Raw genomic sequence first — 22,805 nt, 5'->3', positions numbered from 1 at the left:
TATCACAGCTTTGTGACAAATATCTAATTATTTAGGCCCTACTCATCGAATAGGGCCATATATTTATGCTTTTATTTCGTTACGTATTCAACAACGTTCAAACCAAAGCCAGATAAGGCATGGTAACGCTTTGACGTTGATGAAAGTAAACGCATGTCAGAAATACCAATATCAGCCAAAATTTGAGAGCCAACACCTACACGACGTGAAGTTCCTTGCTTCTTCGCCATTGTTGGTGCTTCACCACTGTCTTGACGCTCAAGAACTTTCACTTTATGTACGATACTATCTGTTGATTCTTCATTACCAAGAATCACTAATACACCACCTTCATTGGCAATACGCTGCATTGCTGTTGGCAATGTCCAGCTGCGTTCTGCACAACGGTCTGAATGCAAAATATCAGTAAATGTATCTTGTAAATGAACACGAACTAACGGCGCTTCACTTGACGTATTTTCTTTCTTAAGAGCGTAGTGCAGTTGATTATCAATCGTGTCACGGTAAGTCACCAAATCAAACTCACCAAACTCTGTTGGTAATTTACACTCAGCTACACGTTCAATTGTCGTTTCGTTGTTATTACGATATTCAATTAAATCAGCAATCGTACCTAATTTAATGCCGTGTTTTTCAGCAAAAATTTCCAAATCAGGGCGACGAGCCATTGTTCCATCATCATTCAAGATTTCAACAATCACACCAGCAGGCTCATAGCCAGCTAAACGAGCTAAATCACACCCAGCTTCTGTATGACCAGCACGAGTTAATACGCCGCCTTCTTGTGCTGCTAATGGGAAAATATGCCCTGGTTGAACTAAATCTGCAGCAACTGCATTTTTGGCTACTGCCGCTTCAACGGTGCGAGAACGGTCTGCAGCTGAAATACCAGTTGTTACGCCTTCTGCCGCTTCAATTGATACCGTAAAATTCGTTGTAAATTGTGCATTATTGTCTTGTACCATAGGAGGTAGACCTAGTTTTTCACAACGATCTTTTGTCATCGTTAAACAGATTAAACCACGTCCATGAGTTGCCATAAAGTTAATGGCTTCAGGAGTGATTTTCTCAGCGGCAATAATTAAATCACCTTCATTCTCACGATCTTCGTCATCCATAAGAATAACCATCTTACCTAAACGAATATCTTCAATAATGTCTTTTGCTGAGCTAATTGCCATGTGAAATACCTTTTATATTAATTAGGTTAAGTGGTGAGGCTTAATTTAAGAAGCCTGATTTTGCCAAAAGATCCATCGTAACAGAAGACTCTGGTTGATCTTCTTTCTGCCCGATCACAAGTCTTTCTAAATATCGAGCGATCACATCAACTTCTAAGTTAACTTTCTGTCCAACAGAAAAGTTATCCATCGTAGTCTCTGCTGCCGTGTGCGGAACAATGGTCAATTTAAATGCATTTTTTCGAATATCATTAACCGTTAAGCTAATGCCATCCACAGTAATAGAACCTTTTTCTACAACATACTTAGCGAGTGTTTGAGGTAATTGTATCCAAAATTCAATAGCACGACCGGTCTGGTGACGTTCAATAATTTCACCAACAGCATCTACGTGACCAGAAACAATATGCCCGCCAAATCGGGTGGTTGGTAACATCGCCTTTTCAAGATTCACTTTATCACCGGCTTTATAATCAACAAAACCTGTACGTTTAAGTGTTTCTAATGATAAGTCTGCGGTATAAGTGCGTTCAGTCATTGCAACAACAGTTAAGCAAACGCCATTAGTTGCAATGCTATCTCCAAGCTTTACATCACTCATGTCTAACTGACCAACATTAACCGTTACGCTAATATCTTCACCCTTTGGTGTAATGGCTTGCAGTGTACCTACTGACTCAATAATTCCTGTAAACATGGGTTACCTTGCTATTGTTGCGGTAATTCGAATATCTTTACCGACCATACGTATGTCTTTTATATCCAAGTCAATTGCCTCAGACATCGTTTCTAATCCAATTAAATTAATGATGCTACGCCCATCCGCTCCCATTAATTTAGGGGCGAGATAAATGATCAATTCATCAACTAAATTATCGTTAATCATACTTGCAGCTAATGTCGCACCGGCTTCTACCCAAATATGATTTACATTAAAATCACGAGAAATTTTATTTACGACTTCTTTAAGATCCAATTGACCATCATCAATACGGCATTGCATATGATTTTCAGAAGTCCCTACTGGATGTGTGTTTTGAGGAGAGATCGTAACTACTTCACCAGAGGCTTGAAACAGTTTTAAATCGGATGTTAATGAATGCTGACGATCTAAAATAAAACGCATTGGCTGTCGAATAGCAGCTTGTTGGTAGCTTTCTTGAATTGAGGGGGAAAGATCGCTCCAACGCACATTTAATGAGGCGTCATCGTCAATCACGGTTTTCGCTGTTGAGAGTATTGCACCAGATTGCGCACGATAGCGTTGAACATCTTGTCTTGCTTCTTTTGAAGTGATCCATTGACTCACTCCATTTTTTAATGCGGTTTTTCCATCAAGACTCGCAGCCATTTTTAACTGTACAAATGGTTTTCCTGTTTCCATTCGAGTTAAAAAATGAGGGTTTAAGGCTCTAGCATCGGCTTCAAGCAGACCTGATGCAGTTTCAATTCCAGCTTCATTTAACATAGCAAGGCCACGACCAGCAACTTGAGGGTTTGGATCAACCATGGCACAAATTACTTTTTTTACGCCCGCTTTTATAAGTCCTTCAGCACAAGGTGGTGTGCGTCCATAATGAGAGCAAGGTTCAAGCGTCACATAAGCCGTTGCCCCTTGCGCTTCCTTTCCTGCTTGTCTTAATGCATGAACTTCAGCATGGGGTTCACCTGCTTTTAAGTGCGCCCCTTCCCCAACAATCTTCCCATTTTTAACCAATACACACCCCACATTTGGATTAGGGGCTGTGGTATAAATGCCTTGCTTAGCTAATAAGATAGCTTTTTGCATCATCAGATAATCTTGGGTAGTAAATGTCATGTTATTTCTCTAGTTTTGCAATTTCTTCACCGAACTCTTTAATATCTTCAAAGCTTCGGTAAACAGAGGCAAAACGAATATAAGCCACTTTATCGAGCTCTTTTAATTGGTCCATAACAAGGTTACCAATCATATCTGATGGAACTTCACGTTCACCAGTCGCTCGAAGCTGTGATTTTATCGTATTTAATGCGAGTTCAACTAAGTCAGCGCTAACTGGTCTTTTTTCCAATGAACGATATAGGCCACCTGATAATTTATCTTCATCAAAAGGTTCACGATTACCATTTGATTTAATCACTTTTGGCATCACTAATTCAGCTGATTCAAACGTAGTGAATCGCTCACTGCACGCCAAACACTGGCGACGTCGACGAACCTGATGTCCATCAGACACGAGTCGTGAGTCAATAACCTTAGTATCTGTTGCGCTACAAAATGGACAATGCATTACTTGCCTCCTAGTTTTTTCAATTAGTGTACAAGAAAAGCAGATGCCTGCCTATGTCCCTTCATTAAGTTCCTGTTTAAACCAAAAGAAAAACCCAGTTTTAATTATTAAAGTATCAATTAATGCAACCGATAAATGTATATACCCACATTAATTAAAAGGTTAACTATGATTTTGTCTGTATTTAAAAGTATAAAACATCGATTATTAATCATATCACTTCTACCGACATTGATTATCTCAACATTCTTATTTCAACTGTTATTACAAGAAAATGAAAATGTTTATGATGCCAATTACTCTTTAGAGGCTGTGACCCTTTTTAATGCCTTAGATAATGTGGCACATAACTTTGCAGTTGAGCGCGGATTAACCGCTGGTTTTATCGCCTCAAAAGGGCGTTCAGGAAAAGATAAACTGCTCTCACAACGACAGAAATCAGACCAAGCAGAACAAATCCTACGAAGCTTTACTCCTCTCTACCTAGACAAACAGTTAATCAACGCTCTTCTTTCAGATATCATCCAGCAACTCAATTATAAATCAACCATTCGCTCACAAGTTGATAATCTCTCTATCCAAGATTCTCCGTTTATCTATTATTCAACACTCAATCAACTTTCTCTTGATTCAATATCAATCATCATTGGTAATATTGATGACCAATTTATTCGTAATGAAATGCTTGGTCTCTCTGCACTATTACAAGTAAAAGAAGAGGCAGGGAAAGTTCGAGGGGCGCTTAATGGGGCATTTGCTGGAAAAAGATCAAGCTTAGATAAATTTGCCGATATAAATAGTTATATTTCAACAGAATCTCTAGCGATTCGACAAGCTCAATCCGTGTTATCTAACCGTTTTACAAAAACATTAAACACCACCATTGAATCGAAAACATGGAAGCAAGTCTCTGATATTCAAGCATCATATTTATCTCAAAAAGATAACTTAAATGCTCTTAATGGACCTAATACTAATGAATGGTTCTCTCTAGCAACTCAACGTATTGGTTTAATAAAAGCAATAACCGATAATATCTCAGCTGAATTAAATGATGCAGCAAAGCATAATATGAACGCCGCCAAACTTACTCGCAATATTTACATTGCTATTGCTGTATGTTTGATACTTCCTATTGCTGTAGTTAGCTTATTAACAACACGCTCTATCAGTAATCGTATGACATCATTTAGTCAGCGCATTAATGAAATGTCTGCAACAAAAGATCTCACGCTGACTCTTGAAGATAATAATGAAAATGAATTTGACCATATAGCAAAAGATATTAATTCTTTAATTGAAAGTATTTCCTTGCCATTAAGAGCCGCTCATAGTGTGGCATCGAAAACCCAAGATGAGTTGAATAGATTAAGCCATCATTTAAAACAAGCAACTCAATCAAGCCAAACAACGTTAAGTCATTGCGATAGTATTGCAACAGCAATGACTGAAATGGCACAAACCAGTTCTGAGATTGCAGGCGTAACTAATAACGCACACGAAACAACAACTCAAGCAACAACCAACGCTACAACTTGCAAAGATCATACTCAAGTAACGACAAGTGTTGTGAATGATTTACACCACAGCATTATCAATACACATGAGCATATTCAAAATTTAGAAAAAGAAACGCTGAATGTTTCTGAGATTTTGGACACGATAACAGCAGTCTCAGAACAAACTAACTTACTTGCATTAAATGCAGCAATCGAAGCGGCTCGTGCTGGTGATCAAGGACGAGGTTTTGCCGTTGTCGCTGATGAAGTTAGAAAACTAGCTCAACGCAGCCAAGAAGCTACTAATGATATTCGCCAATTACTTGATGCTATTGGAAACAGCGCAAAACAATCTTTTATTTTAATGGAAGAAAGTAAAACACTGAGTAGTAAGACTCAAGACAGCGTAATTAATTCTTCTAGTTATATTGATTCTCTACACTCTGCAGTAACAGAAATAGACAGTTTTAATACCAGTATTTCTGCTGCAACCTTAGAGCAGTCTGAAACAGCAAACTCTGTTAACGCTGATATTGATGAACTTGCCTCGCTGGCTAATGGAACAAATGAATTAATTCAGCATCTTGAGAGCGAAATGCACAATATTGAACAAACGATGTCTGAGTTAAGTATTCAAATTAATACAATTCGAGTTTAATGCATATTTGTTAAGCAGAAATTCGCTTTCATTGCGTATAAACGATATATTTAATAGATAGTCTAGTTTAAAGGAATTATCACAATGAAAAAAATCAGTTTAGCGTGCCTATTTACGCTTGTTTTAGCCGGTTGTAGCAGTGCACCAAAACAACAAGATAACTACCAAGACGCCTCTTTTGAACTGTGTAATACAGAAGTAAAAGTTTATTCTGTAAGTGATGATGGCCGTGTTCGTATCGTATGTAGCGATGGTTCTAAATTCCAACTGAATAATGAAAAAACATTAGATATCATGCGTGATATCAATGTTGATTACTGTACTGGTGAAGGCCTAGGTAAATTTAACGAAACTAGCCGCTACTACACTTTCCAATGTAAATCTGGCGCGTTAATTAATATTAACAAGTAATACTAATTAAAATACGTTTCTATTTATTAAATAGCTGACAATAAAAAGCCCCCGAACCGTGATGGTTCGGGGGCTTTTTTATCATTACGTTCTATTATTTAGGTAATGCATTGATAGATAGTGGATCTTTCTTCGGTTTACTCAACTTCAATTCAGCAAGCTTACTTAAACCAGCTGAGCTAATACCACCAGAGTAGACTTTAGTACCATCGGCATTAGTCACTGATGTTTCACCAACATTCCATGCTTGGAAGAACTCACCTAAATCATAACCAGATACATAAGAACTACACACCATCATTAGATCACCAGCACTTAAGCCTGTGTCACGAGAGCTACAGTAATTGATACCCTCATCACCTTGTTGATCACCACGAGCCTTACGGTGCATCAGCTTAATCATATTCCAGCCTTGATCTTGATTGTAGATAGCAGGTTTAGTTTCACTATCAACATACCAACGATCAATTTCGAAATGATTTTCAGCCCAAATCTTCAGTTGGCCAAACATAACTAGACGAAGACCGGCATCACCATGACTCCATGCATGGCCATCATTTGAGCTTAACCAAGCTGGCGCTTTTTGAATACTCGTTCTAATTCGATCCATTTCTGGATTAGCATTACGACCTTCCAATTCTTGCATATACAGAGCTAGAAGGTTATTCGTTACTTCTGTACTACCCGGTGCTGAGAATGGTGCAGAAGCAAGGTTATGACCAACTTCGTGCCATACCAACCAATCATCAATTGCATTTGTTGGTATTTTATTTGAGTTAGCATTAAATGAGCTACTCATCACAGGGTAACCTGAATGCGCCGCACCAATCGAAATCTGCACATCATTCACAAAACGATGACGGAACTCTTTTAGCTCTGGGTAAGTAAAGCGACGATGTTTACCATCTGCACTCTCTTCATCACGACCGTAAAAATCACTTGCTGCATCAGCAAAGCGGTTCATATTTTTACTGAATTCATTTAGATCAGCAGTCTTAACGTTATTTAGAGCAGTGGTATAAATAAATGAACCTGTATCAATTTCTGCGATTGGCGCAGTTGAAGAATCAGGTGTATTTACCCACTCACCAAGGTTATTAGCTGGATCTTTCTTCCACCATGCCGCTTTTTCAACACCGTCCAAACTAAATTCAGCGACGGTTGAAGCACCACTTAATGTTTCTGTAGGTTTAATATAAATTAAACCACCGTAAGGAACTTTAAATGTTGTTGTATAACCATCGTGAGCAAAGCTCATCTGCATTCTAGGAGGACGATTTAAACTTGTCTCATGTTGTGGCTTACCAGTTAAATCATCCGCCATCATAACGGTAATCATTGCAGTTACACCACCACGAACTGTCACCTCACTTAATTGAGGAGCCCATAAGCCCGTTGATTGGTTATTTCCTGCTGAATAACTTACCGCCTTGCCTGCTGTTTCGATATTAACAACTTCAGATGTTGTAGCGCCAATAGTTCGGCCTGGGTACTTAGTTGTATCAACCGTTATTTCATGATCCCAGAAAGATCGACCTAACATAATGCGAGTTAACGGTTTCTCCATGTAGTTTAGCGGATAACTAGGATTCATTTGTCCTGCTAATTCACCTTCACCATGAATCATACCATTTGCAATTAATGTCGCTTTTAGATCAACTGGACACGCAGCTTCTGGAACATCAGTCTGATGTTGATTATCTGTATAACAATTTAAGAAGTTAACCGCAGTCTTAAACCCTAACTCATCTTGAACATTAGGATCATAAGCGTATGGGTTATCGTTCCACATCCAAATTGAAAGATTATCGTACGTCTGATTTAGCTCAACGGTAGATAAACGAGCACCCTGCTTACCTTTAGTGCGGTAATACATTTCATGCTCCATTAGAGCATTGAAGTTATCGCCAAGGTTTGCAGCTTTAACCATACTTTCTACAACATCTTGGTTCATTTGATAACGATCGAAATCCGCACGCCAATATGCGCCACGAACTTGTATACCATCACCCTGACGAGTTTCTATACAGTTAAACTCATACTCATAAGAATGAGAACATAAAGGCGTTCCTTCAAATGCTTCTTGTAATTCAGATATAGCAGCAGCTCTCTCTTCACCATTCTTAACGAAAATACGAGCGAACTTAGTCTCCATTACAGGATTGCCATCTTTGTCTAATAAAGGATCACCTTTATCATCACGTTTGATAATTTCATACGTTGGAATTTCAAACTTGATCTTAGTTTCATCTTTAGTCCATTCTACCGAACCATCTTGATTCACGGTATAAGGTTGCTGTCCATCCACATCTTGGAAACGCTCAAGAACCACCATCTCATATTGGCTCTTCACATGAAGGTTTGGAGATGGCGCTTGGCAGTAATATGACGAACCACAAAATGCTTGTGATGTTGGAGTAACGTTACTTCCTCCCAATGAAACACCCGCAGAGTCAGCTAAACGTCCAATTGGTTCAGGGTTAGTCACCTTATCAATCGCATCCATAAATAAAACACTACCACCTTCATTAATATAAGTAATTAAAGCAGTAATATCATCTTGGCTTAGATTTGGGTTGTCTAAATCAGCGATAAAGCGGTGACTCATGCCGTCGCCTTGAGGCTTAGGAGGATAAGCTTGAAGGATTAATAATGGCGTTTCACTTGCTGATAGACGTCCAGAAAAACCATCCTTAGTTAATTTTTCAACAGATGAAAAACCAAAAGATGGGTTTACAAAGAAGTCATATGCGTTGCCGTGAGAAGTACCAGAACGTAAGGCTGTAGCAACGTCGATATTCGTTGCAACATTAATGCCTTTGATTGACTTATCATTATTTAACCACGTAAAAAGGTTATTAAAGAAAGTCTTCATACTGCCATTATCATTACGAGGATCGTTAGCTAAATCAAACGATGATGTACATGATTGTAATGCAGGGTCTATTCTTAGTGCATCATTAGCCCAATAGTTATCTGGACATGAAATAATGCTTGGGTACATGCTATTACCCATAAATACCACTTTACCAGAACCAATTTCGCCAGCGGTAACAAAAGGAAAACCAAAAGTAGCGTTATCTTTTGAAACTAGAGGGATCGGTGGCATCTCAATAGTTGGATGAACTGCAATATAAGGACGGCCTTCACGAGTCCATGCTTGCTGCTCACCAAAAGGAATATCCTTATTGATATCCGCGCGAGGCATCATTATAGGAAATGCTCGGTTAGATAAATTTAAGGCTCGCATTCCTCGAGTATAGCCCGTAGCACCATAAAAGCTGCCGTTGTCATTGAAGACATGAAAGCTCGTTACTCCATTGAATATTTTCGTCAAAGAATCGGTCACATAAGTGCCATTATCCAATGAAAATACATGCGGGAAATCTGAAAAATAAAACGATGCTCGTTGCTGTTGTAACTCAGCATCGATAGCAGCAGTTAGCCCATTTTGGAACTGTGCATCAAATTCATCAGGTAATGAAAAATTCGTCCCTTCAATTTGTCCACCATTAGGTAAACTCAAATTAATTAATTCATTAATTACATTTGGATAAAGAGAAAATGTATCTTGAACTTTTTCAGAGATAAGTAACCCATTATGATTATTCTCTGCATAGCGTGTAATTAACGATTGGATATTCGCTTTAACAACTGCATTATCACTAACGTCTGTGATCTTATAACTAACTTGGTTACCAGCAACACTGCCAAATTCAAAGGTATCGATACCAAAGGTAAGCTTATCGCCCCACAAGTATTCGAATTCACCATTTTCGCCCGTTATACCTACCGCATTAGCAGAGAAAAAATTAACTCCTGCTAATGGTGTACCTGTACTATCCGTTAACTGGCTCTTAGTTAATACTTTCGCTTCAGCGCTTGGTTTATAGGCATAGCTATCTTCTGCATTAGCAGAAACAAAACCACTATTTAAATCATTACTTGTACCTGGTGTTACTTCAGGAACAATTTCAGCATCAACGTGTGAACTAGGTGCTTTACCTACTTCATCCGTTTTTTCTTCTTCTTTTGACTTCAAAAATGCATTAACAGATTCGTTATTATCTAAATCAGAATAAATATCTTGAATATCAATAGAATCTAAATCATCCAAACAAATGCTATCTTCTTGAGTACATGTAGAAATAGACTGAAGAATTCTCGTTGCATTCGAGCCTTTTACTGCTTGAAGGTCAAAAGAGGCTTCTGATGTAGTATTTGTTACACCTGAAACCCTAGCTTCTGGAGTAGGCGCTTTAAATTCACCTAAAGTCACCCCACCTAAAGAACAATCAAATACCGAACCTTCTTTTACTGTAAAAGTTCCAGAATCTGTATTTAAAGACTTCCCATTACAATGAACGTCACCAGTAATAATTTTCCCTGATGCCATTAATGTACTTATATAAGTAGTAGGAATAGCTGGAGTCGGAGGCGTTGTAGCTCCACCATCCGATCCACTTCCTATATTTATTTCTTCTTGATTACAGCCAGCAAGCAACATTGGTATCAATGATGCTAATAATAGTTTTTTATTCATGATTCCACCTTTGAAAAGTGCTGAAACTAAACGTTCAGTTCACTAAGATCGAAACATACCACAACTATTTTCAGTTATTCTCAAAAATAATACAGAAATAGAATTAAAATCATGAAACAGAAATTACTTTGCATATTTATCATTATTTATCTGTACTTTATTTCACACTTGTTAACGTAAAAAACCATACTAATAACTGATTAAACACAAAATAATCGTATAAAAAAGAAATAGTTAAAACTATCAATAAAAAAGGCTAGCCCATTACAGGCTAGCCTTTAATATTTAATAAAGTAAAAAATTAAGCGTAAACTGGTAGACGCTTACAGATTTCTAATACTTTTACTTTTGTCGCTTCAATCACAGACTCATCACCCATGTTATCTAGAATGTCACACATCCAGCCGGCAAGGTTTTTCGCATCTTCTTCAGTAAAACCACGACGCGTAATTGAAGGAGAACCAATACGAATACCAGAAGTAACAAACGGGCTACGAGGGTCATTCGGTACTGAGTTCTTGTTTACAGTAATGTTAGCAGAACCCAGTGCAGCATCCGCTTCTTTACCAGTAATATCTTTATCAATTAAATCAACTAAGAACAGGTGGTTCTCTGTTGAACCTGAAACGATGTTGTAACCACGAGCTAAGAATTCAGCAACCATTGCTTTTGCATTAGCAACAACACGTGCTTGATATTCTTTGAACTCAGGCTCAAGCGCTTCTTTAAATGCAACTGCTTTACCAGCAATAACGTGCATTAAAGGACCACCTTGACCACCTGGGAATACTGCTGAGTTTAACTTCTTGTAAAGATCTTCACCTTCATTAGAAAGGATAAGACCACCACGAGGACCAGCAAGTGTTTTGTGTGTCGTTGTTGTTACAACGTGAGCATGAGGCACAGGGTTAGGGTAAACACCTGCTGCAATAAGACCTGCTACGTGAGCCATATCTACAAAGAAGTAAGCGCCAACTTTGTCTGCGATTTCACGCATACGTGCCCAATCACATACTTGAGAGTAAGCAGAGAAACCGCCGATGATCATCTTAGGCTTATGTTCTACTGCTAATGCTTCCATTTCTTCATAGTCAATTTGACCATTTTCATCAATACCGTAAGGAATGATGTTGTAAAGTTTACCAGAGAAGTTTACTGGAGAACCGTGAGTTAAGTGACCACCGTGAGCAAGGCTCATACCTAATACAGTATCACCCGCATTTAGCAGTGCCATGTAAACTGCGTTATTTGCTTGTGAACCAGAGTGAGGCTGTACGTTTGCGTACTCTGCACCAAACAACTCACATGCACGTTCAATAGCAAGTGTTTCAACTTTATCTACGTACTCACAACCACCGTAGTAACGTTTGCCAGGGTAACCTTCAGCATATTTGTTCGTTAATTGTGAACCTTGAGCTTCCATTACTCGTGGGCTAGTGTAGTTTTCAGAAGCAATCAGCTCGATATGCTCTTCTTGACGTACTGTTTCTTCCTGGATTGCTGCAAATAAGTCTGCATCGTAATCGGCAATATTCATATCACGCTTAAGCATCTGTATCTCCTGACTCAGATAAATATAAAACCCAAAAATAGCCCAATGACGCAAACGTTTACGTCACCAGTCTTAACTGCAATGTATTCTACATAATTTGATCTGGATCAGATACCCTAAATTGCATATTAATTTGTTATTTTTGTTGCGGATTACTTATTATCAACATGAAATATATTCATAATCATCAATATAAATAACTAGTTATTCAAATAATTGCATGAACGAAAACAGAGGTATGACATTTTAATATTGTTATATATGTCAATTTTTTTGCTTTACACTCTGTAAAGGCTTTACTACAAACCCTCTATTTATTTACGTCTAGCTAATTGCATAAATTCCGATTCACTCTATCCTAGCGACCATTATTATGTTCGTCGCAAGGTATTGCACACTGTGGAAAAAATAAAACATTCACATAAAGAAGATGTGATCGCTATTTTGACAGGCACTTTTTTAGTATCACAAGGGATTTTCTTTTTACAAGCCGCACACTTACTGACTGGCGGAACAACAGGACTAGCCTTATTAATTAGCCAAATGAGTGGCATCAGCTTTGGTATTCTTTATTTTCTATGTAACTTGCCTTTTTATGCACTGGCTTGGCAACGCTTTGGGAAACGTTTCGCATTAACCAGTTTAATTTCTGGGGCGCTTGTTTCTATCATGACTGATCATTTAAATATGATGATTTCAGTGGATCATATCAATGATATTTACTGTGCCGTTGCTGGTGGGCTATTGATGGGTTAGGTATGTTGATTCTATTTAGACACCGCTCAAGTCTAGGTGGCTTCAATGTGCTATGTCTGTTTATTCAAGAGAAATTCGGGATCTCTGTAGGTAAAGTTCAAATGGCCATTGATTGCTGTATTTTAACGGCTTCATTTTTCTTTATCACTCCATGGTTACTCCTCGTTTCAGTATTAGGTGCCGTTGTTCTCAATATTGTATTGGCAATGAACCACAAACCAACTCGTTATATTGTTACCTACGGCTCTTAAGCTAAATACAATAATGCCCATGCAAATGAATGTATGGGCATTTTTATCTAATCTATTTTCAACAAAATATCTGATTATTTACTTAAATTAGTATTACTCTGAAACAGCACAGTTTTTCAAAACGACTCGACCAAGCTCTAACATCGCTTCATCACCTTTTCCATGAAATACAATTGCAGAGCTAACATCGGGCATACCATCATTTAATACATACTTCATTCCTGATGCAGATACGGCACGCTTTAATACGTATTCCTCTTTTGGAAGTGTTAACAACGCGTCATCATTATTGAACGTAATATCAAAATTTCTTCCCGCTTCACATTCATAATGAACTGGTTTCGCCGAGCCCATATCAGGTGTCGCTGTTGAAGAACAACCGCCAAGAATGCCAAAAATAGCCAATACCAATAATCTCTTCATTCTTTTAAACCTATGTTAATTCTAACCTTGTAACTATAGGATAAAACAGAGCCATTAAGATGTTTCAAAAAAGATATTTATTTATATAAATGGCAAGCCACTTCGTGCGCATTATTATCAAGCAATTGTCTTTTGGGCTCATCACGAAAACACGCTTCTTCCGCTTTTGGACAACGAGTTGAAAAACGACATCCCTTTGGTGGATTAATTGGAGAAGGTACATCGCCTTTTAATATAATCCTTTCTTTCCCTCGAAACTTAGGATGTGACACAGGAATAGCGGATAATAGTGCCTTGGTATAAGGATGTTTAGGTGAATGATAAAGCGTCTCTGAATCCCCATACTCAACAATTTTACCCAGATACATCACCGCCACTTTATCTGAAATATGCTTTACTACTGATAAATCATGAGCAATAAAAATCAACGCCAGATTCATATCTTTTTGTAAATCGAGTAATAAATTAACGATTTGCGCTTGAACAGAGACATCTAATGCAGAAACCGATTCATCACACACAATTAATTTAGGTTTTAATGCTATTGCCCTAGCGATACCAATACGCTGTTTTTGTCCACCAGAAAACTCATGAGGATATCGAGTAGCGGCACTTGGTGGTAATCCTACTTTAATCAGTAACTCTTCCACCCACAGCTTTCGCTCTTCCTTTGTTCCTACATCATGAATAACAAACGGTTCTTCTAGTATCATTTCTATTGTATGGCGAGGGTTTAGTGATTCGGTTGGATCTTGAAAAATGATCTGCATTTCTTGGCGCAATGAACGCATCTCTTTATTACCCAAATGGGTAATGTCTTTTCCTTCAAAAAAGATACGTCCGGCTGTTGGTTCAAATAATTTAAGTAAACTACGGCCTAACGTACTTTTACCGCAACCAGACTCACCAACTAAACCTAAAGTTTCCCCCTTATTCACACTTAATGACACTCCATCAACAGCATGAACAACGTAACCTTTATTAAAAATGCCTTTTCCTGAATTAAAGTGTAATTTCAGATCATCAACTCGTAATAATTCACTCATTTTGCCTCCTCATTACTGATTAATACTTCACTAAAATGACAACTTACTTGATGTAATGCCCCTACTTGGTTCATGGGTGGCACCTCTACCTCGCACTTATCCTGCTTGTATTTACAACGCGTTGAGAAACGGCAACCACTAGGCATTTCATTTAAAGAAGGGACGGTTCCAGGAATGGTATCTAACTCGGTTTTTGGTTTTAAATGTAAGCTCGGCATTGATGCCATCAAACCTTGTGTATAAGGGTGTTTAGGGTTATCAAATAATTCAAAGATCCCCGCTTGTTCAGCGACACGTCCTGCATACATCACGACCACTTCATCACAAATTTCAGCGACAACGCCAAGATCATGGGTAATAAAAATGATCGACATACCCGTTTCATCTTGAAGTTTTTTCATTAACTCTAAAATTTGTGCTTGAATCGTAACGTCTAACGCCGTGGTTGGCTCATCACAAATCAAGATATCTGGCTCACAAGCCAACGCTATCGCAATCATGACTCGTTGACGCATACCACCAGATAAATTATGAGGATATTCATGAAGACGTGATTCAGGCGATGGGATCCCCACTTTTTCAAGCATTTCTAAAGAATAAGCAAGGCGCTGTTTTTTATCAAAATCCGGACGATGAAGTTCTAACACCTCATTAATTTGCTTCCCTATGGTATGAACAGGATTAAGAGCTGTCATTGGATCTTGAAAAATCATTGAGATACGATTACCACGCATTTCATATAATTTATCAGGGCTTAGTTGAATTAAATCCGTATCTCCATACAAGATCCGCCCACTGACGACATTGCCATAAGGTTTAGGCAATAACCCCATAATCGACATTGAGGTAACACTTTTTCCGCATCCCGATTCACCAACAATGCCAATGGTTTTTCCTTTTGGGACTTGAAAACTGACACCATCAAGCACCCTCACCGTTCCCTCATCCGTTTGAAATTCAGTGACTACATTTTCCACTGATAAAACAATTTCTCTATCCATATACTTCTTCGCTATTTTTATTATTATTTATACTAGGCGATCCCTCGCCTAGTCTTTATTACTGGCTATCAATACGTACTGATATCTCTATAATTTATAGGTATCATCGATAATCGTAACGGGTTCAAACGTTTTACCCGACTTCATTGCCGCTTTTGTTTCTTTCTTTATCTCTTCATCAATCCAGAACGTACTGAAGGTTTGAGCAAAACCCCAACCGTGAAACAGATAACCAGTCTGCTTCGTTGCCATTTGCTCTGGTAACTTCATCCAGCGCCAAAAACCAGCGCGAGCGTAAGGCACCATATAACCAGGAACAATAACATTAGCATCGGCAATCACTTGTTGGATCTCACGAGAAAGCGCGCGTTTTTTCTCAATGTCGAATTCACTTTTAAATGAGTCGATCAACCCATCTAACTCTGGTGATGTGAAGTTGGTGAAATGATTGGTTTGTGGCTTATTGGCATTATCTGAATGGAAATACTCCCAATAGGCAGGAATGTCTCCCGTCCCCATATTATGGAAAGAAATATCGTGTTTTTTCTCAAGTACGTATTTAAACATACTAGAGCCATCAATCAGATTAAGTTCAAAATCTAAACCCGCTAATTTTGCCTGTTCTTTTAATACCGCAACTCGAGGAGTGAATGACTGCTGTGAATAAGTAACCGCAAAACTCAAGCGCTCTCCTTTATCATTGGTACGGATACCGTCAGAGCCTACTTTGCTAAACCCTGCCTTTTCAAAATACTCAATGGCTTTTTTAGCATCAAACTTAGGCGCTTTTATGTCGGTATTATCGTAACCCGGGTGACCAAAGCCCATACCATTTGGTTTACGTGAATAATCATTACGTAAAACCTTAGCAATCATCATGTCAAAATCCGTTGCATACATAATGCCTTTACGAACATTAATATCATCTAATATCGGTTTTGCCGTATTCAACCAAAGCCCTCCAGCGCCAACCGCAGCTTGGTTATATACCCACGCTTTTTGTATGTATCCATTCTGATAATTTTTACCATCTGATTTCTCATGCCACAAATCAGGTCGCACCAAATCAAACGAATCTAAATTGCCTTTTTCAAAATGTTTAAGCGCAATGTCCGCATCACGGATCACTTTAATATTAATTTTTTCGACATTAAAACGATGTTGATTGTATTTATTTTCATACCCCCACCAATCCTCACCAACGTGTTTAAACGCAATGTTTTTGCCTTTTTTAATCTTGTCGATGTAATAAGGCCCAGTCACCGGCTCTGGTTTGAAGTTGTATTTACGAACAAACTTATCATCAATACCGTCGTTATTTTTATCGACTTTCGGCTTGCCATAAAAATGGGCAGGACGTGGCATTAAGTTTGTATATTCAATTAATTCATCTCGGTTACGAGCTTTTGCAGAAACCACCGCTATCGTATGTTTATCAAAAGAGATCACATCTGCAATTTCATTGGTAAAAAAGTCGTTATACCAAGGAGCAACAATATCTTTTGAACGCATTAGTTTAAGCATAAACTGATAGTCGTCTGCTGTAACCGGTTTGCCATCACTCCATGTGGCTTTAGGATTTAACTTAAAATAAACGGTTTTGTTATCATCACCAAACGCCCAAGATTGAGCTAATCCAGGCAACCATTCATTGGTGTTTGGGTGCTTAATTAATGGCGGTAAGTTGGCTTGTAATATCCACGATCGAAAGGAACCATTAGAGTCCGGCCCTACCGTTCGAAACGTTTGAGGAAAACTCAACGTATAGGTTCGAAACGTCCCACCAAAGGTCGCTTTTGGTGATGCAAATGTCGGTGCTGAATCATTCGTTTCCCACTCTAGATTATTGGGTAAATCAGCAGATAACGTTTGAAAGCTAAATAATGCAGCGATTGATACCGCTAATGTTGTCAGTCCTTTTTTCATCATCGATTCCTTTCTTATTATTTATTTTCGATAGGTATTAAACATATCTTGTGTGTTTTTTTGGATCGAACGCCTCACGGATCCCTTCCCCAATAAACGTCACCATGATTAATACGGTGACAATTGCCGTCACAACCGAGCTCGCTATCCATGGTGAATCTAAATTTGATTTGCCTTGTTGCAATAGTTCACCCCAACTTGGTGTCGGTGGCATTAAACCTAGTCCCAAATAATCCAAAGCAGTAAGGGCAGTGATATTGGCGACAATGGTAAATGGCGCTAAGGTAACAATCATTACCATGGTGTTTGGCAAGATATGATGGAACAAAATTCGTGTATTTGATGCACCTAATGCTTTAGCAGCCATTACGTATTCCCGAGCTTTCTCTTTATAAGTCATGGTTCGCATATACCATGTCATCCCCATCCAGCCAAACATGACATTGATTAAGGTAAAGAGCATAAAACTTGGCTTCATGATAGAGACTAAGATCATGATGACATATAAGAAAGGCACCATAGACCAAATTTCGATAAAGCGTTGAAAAAACAAATCAAACTTCCCACCAAAGAATCCCATAGCACAACCAACAGAGACACCAATGGCGTAAGATATTGCCAAGGTAATTAAGGCAAAGCCCATGGCAATCCGAAAGCCATAAACCAAGCGAGATACAATATCTCGACCAATCGTATCGGTGCCTAAATAATGTTGTCCTTCAAGACTGGGCTCAGTAGGAGGAAAATTCCCTGAAAAATCCTGTTCATAAGGGTTCCAAGGAACAACGGGCATGATAACGAAATTCCCTTTCCCCTCTTGTTCAAATTTAACTTTCAAATCTCGATAGTTGGTCTCATGGACGTAATCAAGGCCAAAGGTACTTCCCGGCTTCATATCTGTATAAGTTGGAAAATGCCATTCACCTTGATAACTCACCAATAAAGCACGGCTATTGACAAACATCTCTGCAAAAATAGAAAGAACCAATAAAGCCGATAAAATTAAGAATGACCAATAACCTCTTTTGATCCCTTTAAAACGTTGGATTTTCTTTTGCGTTAATGGACTTAAATTGAATGATAATGTCATAACTAGGCTCCAAACTTCACGCGTGGATCCACCACAGCAACACACACATCAGACAAAATATTGCCTATCATTAACATCATGGCATTAATCGCAAACAATCCCATTACCACAGGATAATCACGCTCCATAATGGCTTCGTATCCAAGCAATCCAATACCATCAATATTGAAAATAACCTCAATTAAGAATGACCCCGTCATAAAGAACATTAACGAATTACCAAAATGACTCGCAACAGGAATTAAGCTATTACGCAATGCGTGTTTACGAACTGCTTTTCTAAATGGCAACCCTTTAGCAATAGCAGTACGAACATAATCAGACGCTAAGTTCTCCATTAAATTATTTTTCATCGTCATGGTGAGTAAGGCAAAATCACCAATCAAATAACAAAAGAGAGGAAGAATGGCATGCCACATGATGTCTTTGAGCTGTTCAAACGCACCAAAATCATCAAAGTCATCACTAATAAAACCGCCCATTGGAAACCACTCTAATTGATAACTAAACAAGCTAATCAAAAAAACCCCAATGACATAACCGGGTAAAGCAAAACCAACAAAGATGGCAATTGACGAAGTTGAATCTAAGATAGAACCGTGTTTTAGCGCTTTTAAGTAACCAAGCGGAATGGATATGAGATAACTAAGCAGAAACGTCATCCCTCCATAAAAGAGAGAAACAGGTAAACGTTCGGCTATCATGTCCCAAACTGGTTCATAATAACGAGTAGACTCACCCAAATCTAAAACAACCAATTTGGTTAACCAATCATAATAGGCTTCAAACACCGGCTTATCTAAGCCATAAAACGCATTCAGTTCTTCAATCTGCTCTTCTGATAAGGCGTTATTACCATCGGTAACACTGCTTGTGCCTCCCGTTTCTGAAGCACCCTGCATTTGTAGACTTAGTAGCATACGCTCTACTGGCCCACCAGGAACAAATCGAGTAAGAGCAAAAATAAGTAAAGTAATACCGATAAAGGTAGGAACAACTAATAAAAGTCGCCTAAGTAGGTAAGATATCATCCGTGACAGTACTCCATGTCCTTCGACAAACTCCGTTGTCGTAATACGAGTTAGGCTATATTTCTAGCCCGAACTGTATTTATTTTTATAATAATTTTATTAAGTTAGTTCAATAGTTAAGTAACTACAAAGACAACCATTGATAATGTAATTGAGTTAACAGTTTGCAGAATCGTGCGGGGATTAGAAAGTAAAAGGCGAGTTTTTGACACAATTGTTATGAAAGTGTCACAAATTAAACCTCACTGGATTAAATTATCTACTGATAAAAGGAGAGTTTTTAAACGAGGTTGTTACTGAAAAGGAATTTCACTTAAATGAGAAAGTATATCTTGTTGTTGTTCATCCGTAAGTAGATCCCACGTATTAACCGTTTCATCTACAGGATCTTTTTGATGGCATAATGCTTTGGGTTGCTGTTTATCTAAAAGCAAACTCTTACCTTTATCAAGCTTATTCATAACTACCACCTTAATCTGTAACCCTTAATCGAATTACTTAAAATCCATCTATATACTCAACTCTAGGCAAATTTGCCTAATAAAGATACACTTTTTTCATCTTAAAAATAAGACAGAAAGAAAACGCTCGCTAACATATTCATTGTTAACACATAAAAAAACGCCCACAGATTTCTCTATAGGCGTTTCATTTATATTCTCTTTAACGAATCTAGCTAAGCAGACAAGAACTTTGGTACATCCGCAACACTATCAAGAACTGCTGTTGCTAATGCTTCACCTTCTTCAGTTACTGGCTTACCAGTTCGAACTAAAATACGAGTGCCAACACCAGCCGCTTGCGCTGCCATCATGTCTTCTTTCTTATCACCGATCATGATTGAATTTTCCATGTCGATATCTAAGAAACGTTGTGCAGAAACTAACATACCTGGATTTGGTTTACGGCAATCACATGCTTCTTTGTATTTTTCAACAGTGGCTTCAGGGTGATGAGGACAATAATAGATGCCATCAAAGTCAACGCCATTATCAGCAAAGTTCCAATCCATCCACTCAGTAAGAATTTCAAATTGATCTTCAGTGAACATACCGCGAGCAATACCTGATTGGTTAGTTACCAACACTAATAGGTAACCCATTTCTTTGAGTTTCTTCGTAGCCTCAAATACACCATCAATGTATTCAAAATCATCACGTTTATGAACATAGCCATGATCAACATTGATCACGCCATCTCTATCAATAAATACCGCTGGTTTGGACAAGGTGACACCCTCTATGAATCAAATCGGTTAATATCAAAAATTATCTCATGCTTTTCACTTATTGACATCTTATTTGTGCGTTTAGACGTCTAGACGTAAAAATATCTATTGACTTAAATCAATATCCGAAATAGCATCAGTAAAACATAAAAAATGAGAGATTGCTCAGGTTTTGTAACCTTTGTTAACTATCTTTTTACGAAATGCAGTTCAAGGCGAATCATGATTGAAATAAACCGTGTTAATAAGATTTTTATCAAGGAGCAAAGGAAATTAATGCTCTTAAAGATATTAATCTTCATATTGCTCAAGGCACCATCTTTGGTGTGATTGGCTCATCGGGTGCAGGGAAAAGCACACTGATACGCTGTGTAAACATGCTAGAAAGACCAACTAATGGTGAAGTGGTTGTTGATGGTGTAGATTTAACTAAGCTCTCTTCTAGCGAATTAAGTAAAGCTCGTCGTAATATTGGGATGATCTTCCAGCACTTTAACCTTTTAGCATCACGAACTGTATTTGATAACGTTGCTTTACCTTTAGAACTTGCCGGAAAATCAAAACACGATATTCAAAAGAAAGTAACTGAATTATTAGATTTAGTTGGCTTAGCAGATAAACACCATACTTATCCTGCAAACCTAAGTGGTGGCCAGAAGCAACGTGTTGCTATCGCTCGTGCACTTTCTACGGATCCAAAAGTACTGCTATGTGATGAAGCAACCAGTGCTCTTGACCCTGCAACGACAAAATCAATTCTTGAACTAATCAAAGATCTAAACCGTAAATTAAGTATCACAATTCTTATTATTACTCATGAAATGGAAGTGGTAAAAAACATCTGTCATGAAGTAGCAATTATCGGTGGCGGTGAATTAGTTGAGAAAGGGGCTGTTAGCGATATTTTTGCGCATCCAAAAACAGCACTGGCTCAAGAATTTATTCGTGCAACATTAGATCTATCAATCCCTGAAGATTTCAAAGCTCGCTTGAAAGATACTTATGTTGAAGGTAGCTACCCTCTTATTCGTTTAGAATTTACAGGCTCAACGGTTGATGCTCCTGTTATCAGTCAAATCTCTCGTGAATTCGATATTGATATCAGTATCTTAAGCTCAGACATTGATTATGCCGGTGGTGTTAAATTTGGTTTAATGCTTGCTGAAGTATTTGGTAATCAAGAATCAACTCAAAAAGCAATTGAGTTCTTACGCAATCATCATGTAAAAGTAGAGGTGTTAGGTTATGTCGTTTGATGTGATTTCTGCATGGCTTGATTTAAACAGCAAACTGTTATTAAACGCAACTGGCGAAACCCTTTATATGGTTGCGGTTGCAGGTATCGTTGGCTTTGCTATTGGTATCCCTCTTGGTGTTGTTCTTCATATCACTAAAAAAGGTGGTCTAATGGAAAACACCGCGTTTAACAGCGTACTTGGTGCGATTGTAAACGTAGGACGTTCTGTTCCTTTCTTAGTTTTAATGGTTGCAATTATCCCTGTAACAAAATTGATTGTTGGTAGCTTTATTGGCACTACAGCAGCGATCGTTCCACTAACCATTGGGGCGATTCCATTTGTTGCTCGTTTAATTGAAGGTGCGTTAATCGAAGTACCAAGTGGTCTGGTTGAGGCGGCACAATCAATGGGCGCAACACCACTGCAAATCATTACAAAAGTACTGCTTCCAGAAGCACTACCAACTATTTTAAACTCAGTAACTATCACACTAGTCACACTGGTTAGCTACTCTGCAATGGCAGGTACCGTTGGCGGCGGCGGTTTAGGTGATGTTGCTATTCGATATGGTTTCCACCGTTATGATTTAACTATCATGGCAGTGACCGTTGTTATGCTGATTGTTTTGGTTCAAATCATTCAATCTGTTGGTGATGCTTTAGTTAAAAAAGTCGATCACCGTTAATTTTATTTAATATGGA

Annotated in this window: 17 protein-coding genes and 2 pseudogenes; 5 read left to right on the top strand and 14 right to left on the bottom strand. The window is 38.3% G+C overall.

The window, feature by feature from the left end; translation table 11 throughout:
• Positions 1–71 precede the first annotated feature (71 nt).
• The 4 genes from ribBA to nrdR are packed head-to-tail and all read right to left on the bottom strand — an operon-like array spanning position 72 to position 3,451.
• The gene (gene ribBA / locus AAFX60_003735) at positions 72–1,181 is read right to left on the bottom strand and encodes a bifunctional 3,4-dihydroxy-2-butanone-4-phosphate synthase/GTP cyclohydrolase II (GenBank protein ID XDF78307.1); all 1,110 of its coding nucleotides are present in this window, start codon (positions 1,179–1,181) and stop codon (positions 72–74) included.
• 40 nt (positions 1,182–1,221) lie between these two features.
• Positions 1,222–1,878, bottom strand: a complete 657-nt coding sequence (locus AAFX60_003730) for a riboflavin synthase (protein XDF78306.1) — start codon at positions 1,876–1,878, stop codon at positions 1,222–1,224.
• A gap of 3 nt (positions 1,879–1,881) precedes the next feature.
• Positions 1,882–3,000, bottom strand: coding sequence for a bifunctional diaminohydroxyphosphoribosylaminopyrimidine deaminase/5-amino-6-(5-phosphoribosylamino)uracil reductase RibD (gene ribD / locus AAFX60_003725; GenBank protein ID XDF78305.1), 1,119 nt, complete (start codon positions 2,998–3,000; stop codon positions 1,882–1,884).
• A 1-nt stretch (position 3,001) separates the two neighbouring features.
• Positions 3,002–3,451 (bottom strand): transcriptional regulator NrdR, encoded by a 450-nt coding sequence (gene nrdR / locus AAFX60_003720; GenBank protein ID XDF78304.1) that lies wholly within the window; start codon positions 3,449–3,451, stop codon positions 3,002–3,004.
• A 168-nt stretch (positions 3,452–3,619) separates the two neighbouring features.
• On the opposite strand from nrdR, the gene AAFX60_003715 reads away from it, so the two are divergent.
• Both AAFX60_003715 and AAFX60_003710 read left to right on the top strand, forming a co-directional pair.
• On the top strand, positions 3,620–5,608 hold the full coding sequence (locus AAFX60_003715; GenBank protein ID XDF78303.1) for a methyl-accepting chemotaxis protein: 1,989 nt from the start codon (positions 3,620–3,622) through the stop codon (positions 5,606–5,608).
• 84 nt (positions 5,609–5,692) lie between these two features.
• Complete coding sequence (locus tag AAFX60_003710; protein ID XDF78302.1) at positions 5,693–6,019, top strand: lipoprotein; 327 nt, start codon at positions 5,693–5,695, stop codon at positions 6,017–6,019.
• Between the two features lie 94 nt (positions 6,020–6,113).
• Here the strand turns inward: AAFX60_003710 and AAFX60_003705 are convergent, their stop codons facing one another.
• A complete protein-coding gene (locus tag AAFX60_003705; GenBank protein XDF78301.1) occupies positions 6,114–10,562 on the bottom strand; it encodes an SslE/AcfD family lipoprotein zinc metalloprotease in 4,449 nt (1,482 codons plus the stop codon).
• Between the two features lie 301 nt (positions 10,563–10,863).
• Positions 10,864–12,114 (bottom strand): serine hydroxymethyltransferase, encoded by a 1,251-nt coding sequence (gene glyA, locus AAFX60_003700; GenBank protein XDF78300.1) that lies wholly within the window; start codon positions 12,112–12,114, stop codon positions 10,864–10,866.
• 399 nt (positions 12,115–12,513) lie between these two features.
• Between glyA and AAFX60_003695 the strand changes: the two are divergent.
• A pseudogene (locus tag AAFX60_003695) lies at positions 12,514–13,121 on the top strand (YitT family protein).
• Positions 13,122–13,214: 93 nt separating this feature from the next.
• On the opposite strand, the gene AAFX60_003690 reads toward AAFX60_003695, so the two are convergent.
• From AAFX60_003690 to gmhB, 8 genes are all read right to left on the bottom strand, one after another.
• Entirely contained in the window at positions 13,215–13,544 is a 330-nt protein-coding gene (locus AAFX60_003690) for an MliC family protein (protein XDF78299.1), read from the bottom strand.
• A gap of 77 nt (positions 13,545–13,621) precedes the next feature.
• A complete protein-coding gene (locus AAFX60_003685) occupies positions 13,622–14,590 on the bottom strand; it encodes a dipeptide ABC transporter ATP-binding protein (protein ID XDF78298.1) in 969 nt (322 codons plus the stop codon).
• Positions 14,587–15,591: an ABC transporter ATP-binding protein gene (locus AAFX60_003680; protein ID XDF78297.1), complete on the bottom strand. Its 1,005-nt coding sequence runs from the start codon at positions 15,589–15,591 to the stop codon at positions 14,587–14,589. The genes AAFX60_003685 and AAFX60_003680 overlap by 4 nt, the downstream gene beginning before the upstream one ends.
• An 87-nt stretch (positions 15,592–15,678) precedes the next feature.
• Entirely contained in the window at positions 15,679–17,517 is a 1,839-nt protein-coding gene (locus AAFX60_003675; protein XDF78296.1) for an extracellular solute-binding protein, read from the bottom strand.
• Positions 17,518–17,554: 37 nt separating this feature from the next.
• Positions 17,555–18,607 carry an ABC transporter permease subunit gene (locus tag AAFX60_003670; protein XDF78295.1) on the bottom strand — a complete coding sequence of 351 codons (1,053 nt, stop codon included), beginning with the start codon at positions 18,605–18,607 and terminating at the stop codon, positions 17,555–17,557.
• A gap of 2 nt (positions 18,608–18,609) precedes the next feature.
• Positions 18,610–19,638: an ABC transporter permease subunit gene (locus AAFX60_003665; GenBank protein XDF78294.1), complete on the bottom strand. Its 1,029-nt coding sequence runs from the start codon at positions 19,636–19,638 to the stop codon at positions 18,610–18,612.
• A gap of 293 nt (positions 19,639–19,931) precedes the next feature.
• The gene (locus AAFX60_003660; GenBank protein XDF78293.1) at positions 19,932–20,099 is read right to left on the bottom strand and encodes a hypothetical protein; all 168 of its coding nucleotides are present in this window, start codon (positions 20,097–20,099) and stop codon (positions 19,932–19,934) included.
• Positions 20,100–20,314: 215 nt separating this feature from the next.
• Positions 20,315–20,866 (bottom strand): D-glycero-beta-D-manno-heptose 1,7-bisphosphate 7-phosphatase, encoded by a 552-nt coding sequence (gene gmhB, locus AAFX60_003655; protein ID XDF78292.1) that lies wholly within the window; start codon positions 20,864–20,866, stop codon positions 20,315–20,317.
• A 222-nt stretch (positions 20,867–21,088) separates the two neighbouring features.
• Between gmhB and metN the strand changes: the two are divergent.
• Positions 21,089–22,122: pseudogene (gene metN / locus AAFX60_003650) on the top strand (methionine ABC transporter ATP-binding protein MetN).
• Positions 22,112–22,789, top strand: coding sequence for a methionine ABC transporter permease (locus AAFX60_003645; GenBank protein XDF78291.1), 678 nt, complete (start codon positions 22,112–22,114; stop codon positions 22,787–22,789). The pseudogene metN and the gene AAFX60_003645 overlap by 11 nt, the downstream one beginning before the upstream one ends.
• Positions 22,790–22,805: the final 16 nt, after the last annotated feature.

Source organism: Aliivibrio fischeri (assembly GCA_038993745.2).
Classification (GTDB): Bacteria; Pseudomonadota; Gammaproteobacteria; order Enterobacterales; family Vibrionaceae; genus Aliivibrio; species Aliivibrio fischeri_B.
The sequence above is the reverse complement of the archived record's forward strand: the minus strand, read 5'-3'. Positions and strand labels throughout refer to the sequence as shown.